General features: G+C 36.1%; 11 protein-coding genes. 8 read left to right on the plus strand and 3 right to left on the minus strand.

Annotation, left to right across the window (positions count from 1 at the left end):
- Complete coding sequence (locus AKG39_RS10830; protein WP_050740410.1) at positions 1-2,649, plus strand: valine--tRNA ligase; 2,649 nt, start codon at positions 1-3, stop codon at positions 2,647-2,649.
- Positions 2,650-2,832: 183 nt separating this feature from the next.
- Positions 2,833-5,466, plus strand: coding sequence for a calcium-translocating P-type ATPase, SERCA-type (locus AKG39_RS10835; protein ID WP_126981297.1), 2,634 nt, complete (start codon positions 2,833-2,835; stop codon positions 5,464-5,466).
- A 136-nt stretch (positions 5,467-5,602) separates the two neighbouring features.
- Here AKG39_RS10835 and AKG39_RS10840 read toward each other — a convergent pair whose 3' ends face one another.
- Entirely contained in the window at positions 5,603-6,142 is a 540-nt protein-coding gene (locus AKG39_RS10840; RefSeq protein WP_050740411.1) for a DUF4364 family protein, read from the minus strand.
- Between the two features lie 85 nt (positions 6,143-6,227).
- Here AKG39_RS10840 and AKG39_RS10845 point away from each other — a divergent pair, with 85 nt between their 5' ends.
- The 3 genes from AKG39_RS10845 (at position 6,228) to der (ending at position 9,726) form a co-directional block, all read left to right on the plus strand.
- Positions 6,228-6,926 carry a 4Fe-4S double cluster binding domain-containing protein gene (locus tag AKG39_RS10845; RefSeq protein WP_050740412.1) on the plus strand — a complete coding sequence of 233 codons (699 nt, stop codon included), beginning with the start codon at positions 6,228-6,230 and terminating at the stop codon, positions 6,924-6,926.
- Between the two features lie 143 nt (positions 6,927-7,069).
- Positions 7,070-8,401, plus strand: coding sequence for a DUF512 domain-containing protein (locus tag AKG39_RS10850; RefSeq protein ID WP_242852596.1), 1,332 nt, complete (start codon positions 7,070-7,072; stop codon positions 8,399-8,401).
- A gap of 2 nt (positions 8,402-8,403) precedes the next feature.
- Positions 8,404-9,726: a ribosome biogenesis GTPase Der gene (gene der / locus AKG39_RS10855; RefSeq protein WP_050740413.1), complete on the plus strand. Its 1,323-nt coding sequence runs from the start codon at positions 8,404-8,406 to the stop codon at positions 9,724-9,726.
- A gap of 573 nt (positions 9,727-10,299) precedes the next feature.
- Here der and AKG39_RS10860 read toward each other — a convergent pair.
- Together AKG39_RS10860 and AKG39_RS10865 are read right to left on the minus strand one after the other, a co-directional pair.
- A complete protein-coding gene (locus tag AKG39_RS10860) occupies positions 10,300-12,036 on the minus strand; it encodes a hypothetical protein (RefSeq protein ID WP_050740414.1) in 1,737 nt (578 codons plus the stop codon).
- Positions 12,037-12,077: 41 nt separating this feature from the next.
- Entirely contained in the window at positions 12,078-13,238 is a 1,161-nt protein-coding gene (locus AKG39_RS10865) for a protein kinase family protein (RefSeq protein ID WP_050740415.1), read from the minus strand.
- Positions 13,239-13,735: 497 nt separating this feature from the next.
- On the opposite strand from AKG39_RS10865, the gene AKG39_RS10870 reads away from it, so the two are divergent.
- The 3 genes from AKG39_RS10870 to AKG39_RS10880 are packed head-to-tail and all read left to right on the plus strand — an operon-like array spanning position 13,736 to position 15,731.
- Positions 13,736-14,455, plus strand: a complete 720-nt coding sequence (locus tag AKG39_RS10870; RefSeq protein WP_160316172.1) for a hypothetical protein — start codon at positions 13,736-13,738, stop codon at positions 14,453-14,455.
- Positions 14,452-15,168, plus strand: a complete 717-nt coding sequence (locus tag AKG39_RS10875) for a hypothetical protein (RefSeq protein ID WP_050740417.1) — start codon at positions 14,452-14,454, stop codon at positions 15,166-15,168. Before AKG39_RS10870 ends, AKG39_RS10875 begins: the two co-directional genes overlap by 4 nt.
- 5 nt (positions 15,169-15,173) lie before the next feature.
- The gene (locus AKG39_RS10880; protein ID WP_050740418.1) at positions 15,174-15,731 is read left to right on the plus strand and encodes a hypothetical protein; all 558 of its coding nucleotides are present in this window, start codon (positions 15,174-15,176) and stop codon (positions 15,729-15,731) included.
- The last annotated feature ends 557 nt before the right edge of the window (positions 15,732-16,288 follow it).

The raw sequence follows: 16,288 nt of genomic DNA on the forward strand, positions 1-16,288 counted from the left end.
ATGAAAAAAGAAATGTCGAAAACATATAATCCAAAAGAAGTTGAAGATAAAACCTATGCAGATTGGGAAAGTAAGGGTTATTTTAAACCCGAGATTCACCCGGATGGCAAACCCTTTACCATTGTGATGCCGCCTCCCAATATTACCGGACAGCTCCATATGGGGCATGCCTTCGATGGCACCCTACAGGATGTCCTGACCCGTTACAAACGAATGGATGGCTATTCGGCATTGTGGCTGCCGGGAACCGATCATGCAAGCATTGCTACCGAGGTTAAGGTAGTGGACAAGCTTCGTGAAGAAGAAGGCAAAACAAAAAAGGATATTGGCCGGGATGCTTATATGGAACGGGCCTGGGATTGGGCATTGACCTATAAAACACGGATCACCGATCAATTAAAAAAACTGGGGGCCTCCTGCGATTGGAGCAGAGAACGTTTCACTATGGATGAGGGATGCAGTCAGGCGGTAAAAGAATCTTTTGTGAGCCTGTATGAAAAAGGTCTTATCTACAAGGGCAGCCGGATTATCAACTGGTGTCCAACCTGTAAGACCGCCTTATCCGAGGCTGAGGTGGAATATGCCGAGCAACAGGGACATTTATGGCATATCAGGTACCCTCTGCCAAATGACGAAGGATATGTGACGGTAGCCACCACTCGACCGGAAACAATGTTGGGCGATAGTGGGGTTGCTGTTCATCCGGATGATGAACGCTATCAGCATTTGATTGGAAAAACCGTTATTCTGCCATTATTAAATAAGGAAATTCCAATTGTTGCAGACACTTATGTGGATATGAGCTTTGGCACTGGGGTGGTTAAAATGACGCCTGCCCATGACCCCAATGATTATGAAGTGGGGCTTCGCCATAATCTGGAACAAATTCGGGTATTAAACGATGATGCAACCATGAACGATTTGGCTGGTATCTATGCGGGATTGGATCGTTACGAATGTCGAAAGGCAGTGGTTAAAGATCTGGAAGCATTGGGCCTGCTTGAAAAAATCGAGGAACATCAACATAATGTTGGGGAATGCTACCGTTGTTCCACAACTGTGGAAACCATGACTTCCGAGCAATGGTTTGTCCATATGGAACCTCTGGCAAAACCGGCATTGGACGTCGTAAGGAACCGGAAAACTGAATTTATTCCGGATCGTTTCAGTAAAATATATTACAATTGGATGGAAAACATCCGAGACTGGTGTATTTCGCGGCAATTGTGGTGGGGACATCGCATTCCAGCCTATTATTGTGACGACTGTGGGGAAATGATTGTTGCCAAAGAAATGCCTTCAACCTGTCCAAAATGCGGTGGTTCTCATTTTACCCAGGACGAAGATGTTTTGGATACCTGGTTCAGTTCGGCATTATGGCCTTTTTCAACATTGGGCTGGCCAAACGAAACCGAAGACTTGAAAAAATTCTATCCCACAACGGTGTTGGTCACCGGCTATGATATTATTTTCTTCTGGGTTGCCAGAATGATTTTTATGGGTATTAATGAAATGGGCGAGCCGCCATTTAAAGATGTTTACATTCATGGATTGGTCAGGGATTCCCAGGGTCGGAAAATGAGTAAATCACTGGGAAATGGTATCGATCCATTGGAACTTATTGAAAGCTACAGTGCCGATGCACTGCGTTTTACCATCATCACAGGAAATTCCGCAGGCAATGATATCCGCTGGCAGGATGAAAAAGTTGAATCCAGTCGGAATTTTTTAAATAAAATATGGAATGCCGCCCGCTTTGTTTTGATGAATCTGGATGATGATATTATGGATAAAAAGGATGAGGCATTGGCTCACCTTGAAAATACCGACAAATGGATCTTAAGCCGGATGAATACCATCGTCCAAGAAGTGAATCATAATATGAATAAATATGAGCTGGGCATCGCCGCTTCAAAGGTTTATGATTTTGCCTGGAATGAGTACTGTGATTGGTATATTGAATTGGTAAAACCCAGACTTTATGGCGATGAAGATAAAACGAAAATTGCCGCTCAATACACATTACGCATGGTTTTAGATACCATTCTGCGATTATTACATCCTTTTACCCCGTTTATTACCGAGGAAATCAACAGCTATTTACCAGGAACCGATGGTGATATCATGATTGCCAAATGGCCGCATTTTGATGAAACTCTTGTTTTTCCTGAGGATGAAAAAGAAGTTGTCTTTTTAATGGAAGTCATCAGAAGTATAAGAAACATCCGATCTGAAATGGATGTGCCAAATTCCAAAAAAACGCAGCTCTTTATTATTTCTAAAAATAAAAAACGGGTTGAGCTCATGGAAGCATCACTCCTCTATTTTCAAAAGTTGGCATCGGTATCGACCATTAAGCTTATTACCAAAGCAGAAATCGACGAAAATTTTGTGTCGGCTGTGGTAGATGAAGTTGAAATTTTCCTTAATTTAGATGAACTGGTGGATAAGGAAAAAGAAATCAAACGATTGGAAAATGAGAAAAACAAACTTCAAAAAGAACTTGATCGGGTAAATCAAAAACTCTCCAATCCTGGCTTCACCGATAAAGCACCGGAAAAAGTGGTTGAGGAAGAACGTGAAAAACAACGGAAATATATTGAAACAATGGAAAAGGTTATGGAACGCCTGGATTATTACCAAAAATAATTCTATCCTCTATCATTGATATTATAATCGCGCTAAAATAGCTCTGATTGGTTAATAAGAAAGCTTAAAATAAGACCTTTATTTCTCAATGTTTGTTTAGTAGACAAATAATTGGAAATAAAGGTCTTATATGATTAAGGAGGAAGTGCATTGGAAATACATGAAAGTTTTTTATTGTCACCAATGGAAATCGAAGAGACCTTAAAAGTGAACCCATTAACAGGATTGAATTCAAGTGAAGTTGAAGAGCGAAGTAAAATCCATGGAAAAAATAAAATGGATGAAGGGGAAAGACGATCTTTTGGGATTATGTTTGTCTCCCAGTTTAAAGATTTTTTAATTCTGGTGCTGATCGCTGCGGCAATTATTTCTGGTTTGCTGGGAGAAATAAGCGATACGATTCTAATTTTGATCATCGTCCTTATCAATGCTCTTATTGGTGCCGTCCAGGAAAAAAAAGCCGAAGATTCCATGGAAGCATTAAAAAAACTGACCATTCCAGAGGCCAAGGTTTTACGAAACGGTCAGCGAGAAATCATAAAATCAGAGGACCTGGTTCCCGGGGATATTGTTTTTCTGGACGCCGGAGATTTTATTCCGGCAGACGGACGCTTAATTGAGGAAGCGTCATTAAAAATTACGGAATCGTCCTTAACCGGTGAGTCCATGCCGGTGCATAAATCAGTCGCTGATATAAAAGATCCGGAGACGGCTCTGGGCGATCGGAAAAACTCAGTGTATATGAGCAGTATGGTAAACTATGGCCGGGGAAAGTACGTGGTGACAGCTACCGGCATGAAATCAGAAATTGGCAAGATTGCAGGGATGATTCAAGGAACCGAAACAATACAAACGCCACTTCAGAAGCGATTAGATGAACTTGGCAAGGTTTTGGCCATTGGGGCGATTGTTGCCTGTATTGCCGTTTTCGTAATTGGACTTTTTCGGGGAGGCGATCCCTATTTGTTGTTTCTGACAGCTGTGAGTCTTGCCGTTGCAGCTATCCCCGAAGGATTACCAGCGGTTGTTACCGTGGTTTTGGCGATTGGGGTTCAAAAGCTGGTGGCGAAAAATGCGATTATTCGAAAACTTCCAGCGGTTGAAACCCTGGGGTGTGCATCGGTGATCTGTTCAGACAAAACCGGCACCTTAACGCAAAACAAAATGACCATCAAAAAGGTCTATGCTAACGGCGAGGTTATGGATGTTTCAGAGCTAAAAGAAAAGACCCTGAGTGGACCAGAAAAAATGGTGGCGCAAATTGGACTCCTGTGTAATGATGCTTCCATTGTGACCGGTAAGGATAGCATTCAGGAAATGGGTGATCCAACCGAGGTAGCGATGGTTGCCTTTGGGGGTTTGCTGGATTATGATAAAATAACCGAGGAAAAGAAATTCCCAAGGATTGCGGAGTTGCCCTTTGATTCCAGCCGTAAGCTCATGACCACCGTGCATAAAATAGATGAATGCTGGTACAGCTTCACCAAGGGCGCACCGGATGTTATGATCGAACGAGCGGGATATTTTTTCACCGACAATGAGATCGTTCCAATGAACGACATGCTTACTGAGAAAATTCATTCCAGCAACAACGCACTTTCCAATGATTCCTATCGGGTTATTGCTTATTCCTATAAGAAGTATGATATCGAACCGGAGATTTCATTTGAGGAGTTGGAACATGACTTCATTTTCTGTGGGATGACAGGTATGATTGATCCACCCAGAGAAGAAGTGAAGGAATCCATTCGGATTTGTAAAAAAGCGGGCATTAAAACAGTCATGATCACCGGTGATCACAAGAACACTGCGGTTGCCATTGCAAAGCAATTGGATATTTTCGAGGAAAACAGTATCGCATTAACAGGCGTTGAGTTGGCGAGACTAACGGATAAAGAATTGCAGCATCAAATTGAAGCCATTAAAGTTTATGCCAGGGTTGCTCCTGAACATAAGGTGCGAATTGTCGAGGCTTGGCAGAAGAAAGGCCAGGTTGTTGCCATGACAGGGGATGGTGTCAATGATGCACCGGCTCTAAAAAAAGCAGATATTGGCTGCGCCATGGGCATCACCGGGACCGATGTCTCAAAGGAAGCCGCAGAAATGATTTTAACGGATGACAACTTTGCAACCATTGTTTCAGCGGTGGAAGAAGGCCGTGGCATTTATGCCAATATTAAAAAATCCATCCACTTTCTTTTATCCTGTAACATTGCTGAGGTGTTAATTCTCTTTATTGCAACTATGGTAGGTTTAATCCAACCTTTATTGCCCATTCAAATTTTATGGATTAATCTTGTTACCGACAGTTTGCCTGCCCTTGCCCTGGGGGTTGAAAAAAATGATCCCAATATTATGAATGAAAGACCACGGAGCCCAAAGGAAAGCGTTTTTGCTCATGGTTTGGGAAGACGTATTATTTTTCATGGAATTATTCTGGCGATGATAACATTGACGGTTTTCCAAATTGGTTTAGTTAATTACAGTGTTGATGTTGCAAGAACTATGTGTTTTGCAGTATTGGCATTTTCCCAGCTGACCCATGCTATCAATGTTCGGTCTGAAAAAAAATCCTTGTTTTCAGCACAGCTGTTCACCAATCGATATTTGTGGGGGGCCTTGGCAATATCATCGGCACTTCAATTGTCAGTACTGCTAATCCCTATATTGCAACCAATTTTTCATGTTGTTGGGATGGATGCCGTACAGTGGTTTGTGGTTATAATCGGATCATTAATGCCGTTGGTGGTGGTAGAATTGACAAAACAGGCAGGACCAATGCTGAGAAAAAAACTAAACATAAAAACAACACAATAAAAAAGGAATGTTGAAAAAAGCACCTGGGCTGAATTGATCACTGCAATCCTGGATTGTTCACCGAGGTGGTGTCCAATAAGGAAATAGCAATTGATAACCAGCAGACAGGTGCTTCATTAAAGCTTTTTATAGCCTTTTATATTTTTTTATTGGGCTGGGTAAGGACTTCGAGTACCGAAGCATAAAGCTCCTGGGTATTTTCTTTCCAACGGTCGCAAATATCAAGAGCAAGTTTTACAGTTGGCGCATTGAGGCTAATTTCCATGAGTATCACGTTATTCTCATGGAGCTTTAACTGGACCAGATAATCTGAAGCACCTTTTTCCTGATAGTTCGCAGTAACTTTAACCTCCTTAAATATTTTTTCTCGGTTTTCCTGGAGATAAAGATTAATCATATCCATAATATAACCTGGTATTTTATTCTTGAAGACTTTAAGGATTTCTTTGCCCATGGGTGTTATGGTAAGGGCTGACTTTCCATCAAAATCTAAAATTGACAAAAATTCATCTTTTATGAGATCATCAATATATAACTGAATATCAAAATAACTAATTTGCAAATTTTCAATGACAATCAGTGCGATTTGCTCACGGGTGAGTGAGGTTTTGATTTTTTTTAAAACATATAATATAATGAGTTTGTTTTCAGCCTGTTGCTCAGAGTTAAAGAGCATTCGTACCACCACCTTTGATTATTATAAATATTGTAACATATTCCAAGGTTTATGTGGTTATTTCTATAGAAAAAAGAGGAAAAAAATGCAAAAAGAAGAAGATCAGCAGCTCTTTGAGAAATCGATCAGATTCCTTGGGAAATCCCTGGGCGCCACTGAACTGAGTTTTTCGAACATTGAAGTATTAACCGCAGAAAAAAGAATGGGTTATTCACGGTGCATCACGATTTTTATACGACTATCCCAGGGTGTTTTAGATCAAATTAAATATGAACCCACCCAAACATATTTTAGTCATTACCGGACTGTAAATCGTCTTATTGATGATATTACACTGCGTCTCAGTTTATTTTTGGAAGATCGGGGATACCCCTCCCTAGCCATTCCCGCTTCTCAGTCCGTCGCGGACCCCAATGATGCATTCACCGGCGCTTTTCAACATAAAACCGGTGCTGTATTATCCGGTGAAGGGTGGATTGGCCGAAGTGCCTTGTTTATTCACCGGAACTATGGCCCTCGTGTGCGACTGGGGACGGTCCTTACCAATGCTCCATTAACTGTTGGCGTACCGACAACCAGAAGCGAATGCGGCACCTGTCGGGCCTGTGTGACGGCTTGTCCGGCCATGGCCATTGAAGGCCAGCTTTGGGAATTGGGACTGCCAAGAAATGCGCTTTATGATGCCTATAGCTGCAGCCAGCATATGAAGGATGCTTATAAGCATATTGGCCGCGGGGCTGTTTGCGGCCTTTGTATGGTAGCCTGTCCGGTGGGGAAGGAATAAAAAATAGAGATATTCATCATGTATTTCGAAAAAAAACTTAAATAGGTTTTTTTTTATGGTAAAATACTATATAATAGATGTGGAGATCTGCCGGCTTGTTTTGCGGGCAGTTTTTAAATTGTAAAGAAACAAGTGAGATAGCATTGAAAAAATTTATTATTGAGGGTGTGCTTGAAAACAGCATACTGGATGAAATGGAAATTGAGGCAGGGGACAAGCTGCTAACCATAAATAAAACCCAGATTATGGATGTCCTGGATTATCGCTATTTAATTGCAGATGAAACATTAATGGTAGAAATTGAAAAACCGGACGGAGAAATCTGGGAGCTTGAAATCGAAAAAGATTTTGAGGAGGATCTGGGTGTTCTTTTCACAGAAGAGATGATTGGAACAAAAACCTGTAAAAACAATTGTATCTTTTGTTTTATTGATCAATTGCCAAAAGGCATGCGTGAAAGTCTCTATGTGAAAGATGATGATGAGCGTCTTTCTTTTCTCACCGGAAATTACATCACCATGACCAATCTGACAAAGGCTGAATTGGATCGGATAATCCGGTATCGGATTATGCCCATGAACCTATCCATTCATACCACAAACCCGGAATTGCGTTGTAAAATGCTGAATAATCGCTTTGCCGGGGATGTGATGTCATATCTTGACGCTTTTAAGGCAAATGGGATTCAAATGAACGGACAAATCGTACTGGTACCGGGATATAATGATGATTTGGAATTAATTAAAACATTAGCGGATTTAAAGGCCTATTATCCTACCCTTCAATCCGTTTCAGTGGTTCCGGTGGGAATTTCCAGACATCGACAAGGACTCCTTGAAATCAAAGGGTTTGACCAGGCTGGAGCCCAAAGAACAATCGATATTATTAATAAGATTCACACTGAGATGGAAGAAAAATTCGGAGATGGGTTTGTGTATCCCAGTGATGAATTTTTTCTTAAAGCCGGTGTATCAATTCCGGGACCAACCTATTATAATGGGTTCCCCCAGATTGAAAATGGGGTAGGAATGCTATCGGATTTTGAAGAATCATTTAACGAAGGACTGGAGAGCTGGCTCCATAAAGGGTTAGACAAAAAGTTTTTTCCTAAAGTCGGCATTGTCACCGGAACCGCTGCTTACGATTATCTGCGGGAGCTCATAAAAAAAATGAAAAAGAAAATTCCGGAAATCGATGTTGAAATTTATGCTTTAACGAATGATTTTTTTGGTGAAGCCATTACCGTATCAGGATTGATGACCGGTCAGGATATCATTGAGCAGTTAAAACCGGGATTGGAAGCAAATCCAAGGGATATTTTGCTTATTCCTGAAAATGCGCTAAGAAGCGGTACAAATATATTACTGGATGATTGGACACTGGAAACTCTGGGACAAGCACTTGATATCAAGGCTGTTGGGGTACCGGTAAATGGCGAAAGCCTGATTCTAAGAATAATAAGTGAGGAAGAATAATTATGGCAAAGCCAATTGTTGCAGTGGTAGGACGCCCAAATGTTGGAAAGTCCACTCTGTTTAATAGATTAGTAGGAGAACGAATTGCAATTGTAGAAGATACCCCAGGGGTTACCCGGGACCGCATCATTGCCGATGCTGAATGGCTGAATCACCATTTTACACTCATTGATACAGGAGGGATTGAGCCACACGCCAAGGATGATATCCTTCTGCAGATGCGGATCCAGGCCGAGATCGCCATCGATATGGCGGATCTTATTATTTTAATGGTTGATGGACGTGAGGGGATCACCGGAACAGATTTAGAAGTTGCCAACATGATTCGTAAACATGATAAAGATGTTCTGCTGGCCGTTAATAAGGTAGACAGTAAAACTCTGGAAAACAACATTTTTGAATTTTATAATCTGGGATTGGGCGAACCGCTTGCCATATCCGCTGAACAGGGTCTTGGACTCGGGGATTTTCTTGATGAAGTCATCGATCATATTAAGCGTCATTATAATGATGAGGAAGAAGAAGATGATCGATTAAGAGTTGCTGTAATTGGAAAACCAAACGTTGGAAAATCAACCCTGATTAATAAGGTTTTAGGCGAAGATCGTCTGATTGTCAGCAATATTCCCGGAACAACCCGGGATGCGGTTGATACCAATGTGCGTTATGATGGGGAAGATTACGTTTTAATTGACACCGCCGGACTAAGGCGAAAAAAGAAAATATATGAAGATATTGAACGATACAGTATCGTTCGTGCCATTGCCGCAGTGGAGCGAAGTCAGGTGGTTTTAATCCTCATTGATGGTTCCGAAGGAATCACCGAGCAGGATGCAAAAATTGCCGGAATTGCTCATAATCGAGCAAAACCTTCCATTATTGTTGTCAACAAATGGGATGCGGTCGAAAAAGATAATAAAACCATGAAAAAAATGGAAGATGATATTCGCGATATGCTTTCCTTTATGACCTATGCTCCGATTATCTTCATTTCAGCTCAGACCGGTCAGCGACTAGGAAAAATATTTCAAACCATTGAGTATGTTAAAGCCCAAAGCGCAAAACGGATTACCACTGGTAAGCTAAATGAAGCCATGGCCGAGTTTGTCCTTATGAAACAACCGCCATCCAAACATGGTCGACGATTAAGGCTTTATTATTCGTCTCAGGTTGCTATAAATCCACCAACCTTTGTTGTTTTCGTTAACGATGCAACCCTGGTACATTTTTCATACCAACGTTACCTGGAAAACAAAATCAGAGAGACTTTTGATTTCTTTGGAACACCGATTCATTTCTTTATCAGAGAACGGACAAACGAATAAAAAAGCAATTATTCATAAATGCGAGATCAAGACTTTTAGTGCGAAAAAATTGCACTGAAAGTCTTGTTTTTTTAAAAGTAATTATGTGCTATTATCAGATGTTGACTGCGAATACCAAATCATTTGAAATTAAATTAATTTGAGATGGAAAAGCAGGGAGTCAGAAAATGATCAGCTGTGAAAAGCGGTTAAATTTTTTTATTATAAACAGCATAAAAATGAAAAGTGTACTTTGAAGTATACCTAGTAAATAAATATCATGTAAATACATAGTTTTAAGCCATTCTATTTTCTAAATTACCACTTACACATCAATATATTTTGAAGTGTAAGTGGTAATTTTAGGTATTTTGAAATATAATCCGTAAATAGTCATAGGTTTGAAGTGTAACTAGTAAATAAAAATGGTAAATAATCCTAGAATATATCTTCTGAAAATACTATTTTTCGAATGATGTTATTTATTCAATATAAAATGATTTTATATCTTCTATTCAATTTTTCCAAATCAATATCAATTTGATAGTTATTACTTTCTTTTCTCAACACTAGGGTCACTCAAAATGTAAATTTTTACTCGAATTTAATCAGATCAAAACAATTAGGACAAATTCCCAGTTCACCATCGTCTTCTTGCTCGAAATAGCAGCTACAGCGTTCACAAATACGAATTTCATTTTGAGTACCACAACTTAAACATTTTCCAAAAGGTGCATAGTTCTCATCGATACATATATAATCATTGCCGCATTCACAGCAAGGTATATCTGCGATAGGGTTATTCCCACCATCTTTGATTATAAAATACATATCAGCGTCAACTTTTTCTGGTAAACTTTCATAATGTTCGTTTACATAGGCGATAATAGAATCACGCAATTCATCAGTGTCAGAAATTTCATCATAACATTCAGGCATATAGTATCCTAATTCAGTATCAAATACTGCTTCACCATTTGTGTAATATAAATTTTCAACTATTGTATGTTCTCCATCAGATAAGGATATTTTCACTTGACTAGATGATCCTGGTGAATCATCAATATTCAAGCCAAAATATATTCTTGCGATTGTTCCAGTTATTTTGTATTCTATATCAAATAATTGCCCTTCATTCGAATCTGAGTCAATGTCTTGGTAATCTGAGATATTCAGATCGGAACGGAAACGCAAATCTTCAATGATATGAGTGTGTAAATCTGAAAGCATGTCATTAAATAAATTTAATATTTCATCAAAATCGCGAATTTTAATATTTGCCTCCGACTCAATAATTTCTTTATATGTAGACTTTCTTTCTTCTTCCTCTTGTAGTAAGAATTCGCGTTCAAGGCTATCTATCTGTTCTTTTGATCTAATCATTATACTTAGGAAGCTAAGCGCTTTATTTAGCGCTATATCCACAACTTCAATAGATAGAAGGATACTGTTATATGCAATTCTATCGATCAATTTATTATGAACTACATGATTTCTATTTAGTTCAAAAATATGAGCTTCTTTTAAAAATTCCTCTGGCAAGTATTGTGAAAATTGCTCTTTCCATAAGTCAGTAACAATTGTTGTCTGTTTATCCAAAAGCTTTTCCATTAGTACGTTATTAGTTGGTTTTTTTCCAACTAACATGTCATTTATTTCTGTATCAAACCTAGGATTCCATTTTTTTAATTGCATCTGTAAAATGTCTAGTAAATCTCCTACATCAATTGACAATAATCGTTCGTCTATATTATTAAAACCCGGTACTACTGTTTTATATCCAACAGCTCGTGCTCTATGTTTGGCTTTAATCACAATAGGGACAAACAGATCCCACCATTTAGCCCCATACTCTTTGTTCATTACCTCACTGATAAATTGTCTCATCATATTTTCTGTTCTATAAATATTAGGATAGAGTGCAACTGAGAGTGCCTCTGAATCTTTATCATATAACCAAATCAGTTTTTCCCAATCATGCTTGATTATCATTTTAATTTTTAGTTTTAGTTGTTCAAGATAATTGTTTTCAGGTTTAATAATATAATCATCAGAAGAAATTTGAATTTCCAATTGTTTTGAAGTAGAATATGTTCCAAACTCATAGATTATCTGAAATATAGCATTACGATAAATATATTCAAATAAAAATATTCCATCATCCAAAGGGGTAATAGCACTGTTTATCATAAAATTAGCATTAGTTTGATTTGATGGATACTCGGTGGTAAAACCAGATAATGCCAAAATAGTACTTATGTTTGATATATACTGGAATTGATCAATTGATTCAATTTTGCAATCTACTGCAAAGAATTTAACTAATAACACTTTTACCTCCTGAAGTAAAAATAGGAAATTTGAGTACGATATTAAAAATATTTAACTGCTTCAGTTAATTCAAAAATAGACTGAAAACGCTGTTGTTTATTGGAAGACATTCCTTTTTCTAGAAAAATTTTTAAATTCGTATTGTTTATGCTATCCATATTGGTTTTACCTGTCATGATAAAGTATATTAGACGTGTAAGAGCATAGGTTTCGTGAACTATTGCATAGTTATCAAATCCTTCTAAAATCAATGCTGGATCATTAAAATAACCTTTGAATTCTGTATTAATAGAAGTTAAATCACTGTTAGGAATTTTTACTAATCCAAAATCGGCTACTTTTACTACAGGAACATCATCATACAGTTTAATTAAAACATTTTTTGGACTAATATCTCGATGCAATAAACTTTTAGAATGAATATACTGGAACGCCTTTAAAACCTGATTTAGTAAACTTTTTCTTTGTGGTTTTGTTAATTTACTATTGTTTTTTTCGATATATTGGTATAGAGAACAATCCATAAATTCCATTATATATTCGTTTGAAGTGTCGTTAAATCGGTGTACATCAACAATGTATGGAGAATGGAATTCTTTCATTTGTTCAAATTCTCTTTTGAAGCGAATCAATTCTTTATTATCTAAATCTTTTTTTGCTCTTTTTAAAACAAACCACTTCTGATAAAAAGTATCTTTATATTTATAAACATTTGCATATGATCCTTCTCCAATGGGTTTTAGTTCAAAATTTATTTTATCCAAACCAGAAACCACAGTAATTGGATTATTTGTCACAAATATTGGCGAAGTAAAATACAACTCAACTTTATCCATATGCGGGGGTATTTCACTACCAAGGCTAGTACAGAGAAATTTGCGAGAATCAGTAAACAGTTTAATGTAATATGGATCTATATTAAAAGAATATGTACTGCTTTTTAATGCTTGTTGCAACCCAATTGAAAGATCGATTGCTTTTAAGAGTTCTCTACTTGGATCTGCCCAAAAGTGAGCAGTGTATTCTTTTGTAGGTAATCGTTCATTCATTTTTTTGAATGAATTAATTATTATAAAATGTAGTGTAGCAAGAACTTCTTCTAACTTTGGATATTTAAACCAAGTGTATAAATCAATGAACTCAGTATTCAGGTTCAGCAATAATTCTCGATATTTTGTTTCAACGTAATTTTCTATATTCAAATATAAGCACTCCTTTATTAAAATAGGAAATAATTTTGAAATCAGTATATCACATATAAATATCAACTCATAGGATGACTTTAGAAATGGTGTTGATAAGTAAGCGATAAGTGCTTTAATCCAAATTGTAGCTGTGTAAATAATACTGTCCAGAACAGATGTTTTTTGCAAGTATCTTTTGCAAAAAGGCATTCTTATTTTACAACAGAGGATTATTATATCAGTTACCATAAAAATGGCTTTGATAATCATTGAATATAGAATTATCCAATTGCAATTATTTAAATCTTTAGCTTGTCTTTTTTAATTATTAAAGAAGTAAATTAACAAGAAAATAGTAAGAATAAGACAAAATACGCTAAAATGTAAGATTTAAGATAGAAATATATTAATTAATTTCATTTTAAGTGTATCAATTAAGTAATTTTAGTTATATAATAAATATCATATTATTTTGGAAAGGATTAAGTCTTATGGGGAAATTTCTAAATTATCAAATGAGCATATTTGGTACATACGAACATATAAAACCTGGTATGAATACAATTCAAATATTAATGGATGCATTTAAAGGATTTGAGGGCGAAATTTTCATACCTAGTACTATTGAAATTCAAAAAATTGAACTCCCAATTAATACATTAATAACCGAGACAAGATTAAAAATGATGTCTATAAGTAAAAAGTGGGAAATTTTATTTATGCCTGATCGCATTGACGCTAATTATAATGGATCAGATGTGAATGGTGAAGTACAGAAGGAGTCAATAAAAGAATTAGTGGATTTTTCAAAGAAAATATTAGATTTAGCCTTATCAGCCTTTGACTTAAAAGGCGGTAGGCTAGCAGTTAACTGTAGAAGAGTAATGAAAAAATTAAATAGTGATGAAATTGATGATTTTCAAAATAAACTGATTAATCCTTTAAATTTCTATAATGATAAATTATGTAACGATTGGTCATTAATGATAAATGGAAATGATAATATTGAAATAAATGATAAAACCGAATCGTTAAATGTAATTACTAATATTTCTTTAGGAAAATTAGATAAGATCGATGATCCAGTTAGAATTATTTTAGTATTTGATATAAATACAAAACCCGATAATATGTCGATAAGATTTGGTATCAAAAATTTAGGTGCATTTGGTGATAGGTGTGTAAAAATGATTGGAGATTTAGTAGTAAATATTGAAGGATTGGTTTCATTATGAGTAAAAGCAAGTCTAAAAATGAATACTTAATTAAAAATAATACATATCTACTAGAGTCTGCAATTGAAGATTATAACCCAATTAAAAATAATACATATCTACTAGAGTCTGCAATTGAAGATTATAACCCAAATAATTCTATTGCAAGAGATAACAATTCGAATCTTTTATATTTTACTGACACAAATAAAAAAAATACTAGTGCAGAGCAACAGGAAATATTAATTGATAAAAGTTCTATTGGGAGTGAGATCAATGATATTAAGAAAGTGTCGATAATAGATAACTCACACCCTGCATTTACTAAAGAAATTTTTGAAATAATGGCTGAAGATATATTTGAGTCAGGAATCACACCACGATCAGAAAAATTTGTTAGAAGTAAGGTTATCCCAAAGATTGGAATCTTAAAGACAATGTTATGGCTGGCTGATGTTTTTACCACATATATCGGTAATTCCAATACAAGTATTGGAATTTTACATATCATTTCACATTTTGAATATAATGAAATAAAGCCAATTGGTCAAACAATCGCAATGGCTGGGTTTTCAAATAAAAATATTGAAGTTAAAGACTTTGCAATAAAAGCGTTTGAAAATTGGAATTCTAAGGAAAGTATATGTATTTTACAAAACAGTGAAACTTCAGCTAAATGGTTAAATGAATATTTAGAGGAAGTAATTGAAAACCTTAAGAAACATGGAGAGTAACATTAATGCCATATTTAGTGAGAAAAATTTCATCAAGAGCAAAATTTCAAGCCTTAGAAGAAGTTGAATCAATTAGGGATGTTGAAGGAGATTTTGTTACGAAAGAATTTAGAACAAACAATAATTGTCTTTCTACATATTTTATAAAGTCAATTGATTGTTTATACGATGCAATTCTAGCAATTGTTCTGACAGCAGATAATCTTGAAAAGTTAGATGTGGTCGTAATTGATGAATCCTTGTGCCAAGAATCAGGTGTTTTTCATTGCCAGACATTAGCTGGACGAGATATTCCGATTAAAGAGATAAAAAGCGAACATCATGATTTGAAAGAATTAACTTATGGAAAATTCGAAAATGTTTTAAATCTTTATAAAAAGTTAGTGATTATTGATAATAAAAATCATAGCTCTAATAAAGAGGAAAAAAATATAATTCGTTTTTCAGAACCAAGGATAAAAGAAATAATTAAAGAAGCATTAGCAAATGATAGAATAGAGATTGAAAGAATTCACAGTGATTCAATAAAGAGCAAAGTTATGAAATTACAAAAGCCGGCTTAAATGAATATTCCCCTTGAATAGTGGCTCTTCCGCTTTTTTTAGTATTCATTGAAGCATACATATTAAAATCGTGAAAATTATAGAGCTTTACTTCTATAGAACAAGGAATTTACTCAAATTTAAGGAAGAACCGATTCAGTGTAGTGTTTCCGATATTTCAAAGCACACTTTTCTGGGATCAGTGCAGTTATATTTTATCTGTTTTATGCACGAGTGAATGTGTAAATACAATTATCGAAAATAAATCCGGGATATAATCATTGCAGTTTTAAAATAAAAATAAAAACCGATTGTTCAATTAAATTTGATCAATCGGTTTTTTATTATATTTTCGTGAGTAAAAGAGCATGGATATCAATATTAATTAATGATTACTTAATATTAAAAATTTGAAAGTTATTTATTTGTATTACAGGATATGTAATTGATATAACATAATATATTGTGAATTGTAAAAATTAAATTTGACAAAGATAAATAAATAAACTGTGTTTCATGTATATTCCGACCGGAGAACTCCATTTGCACGGTCATTTAGGGTTCTTCCGCAAAAACCC

Origin of the sequence: Acetobacterium bakii, from assembly GCF_001263355.1 — a bacterium.
Classification (GTDB): Bacteria; Bacillota; Clostridia; order Eubacteriales; family Eubacteriaceae; genus Acetobacterium; species Acetobacterium bakii.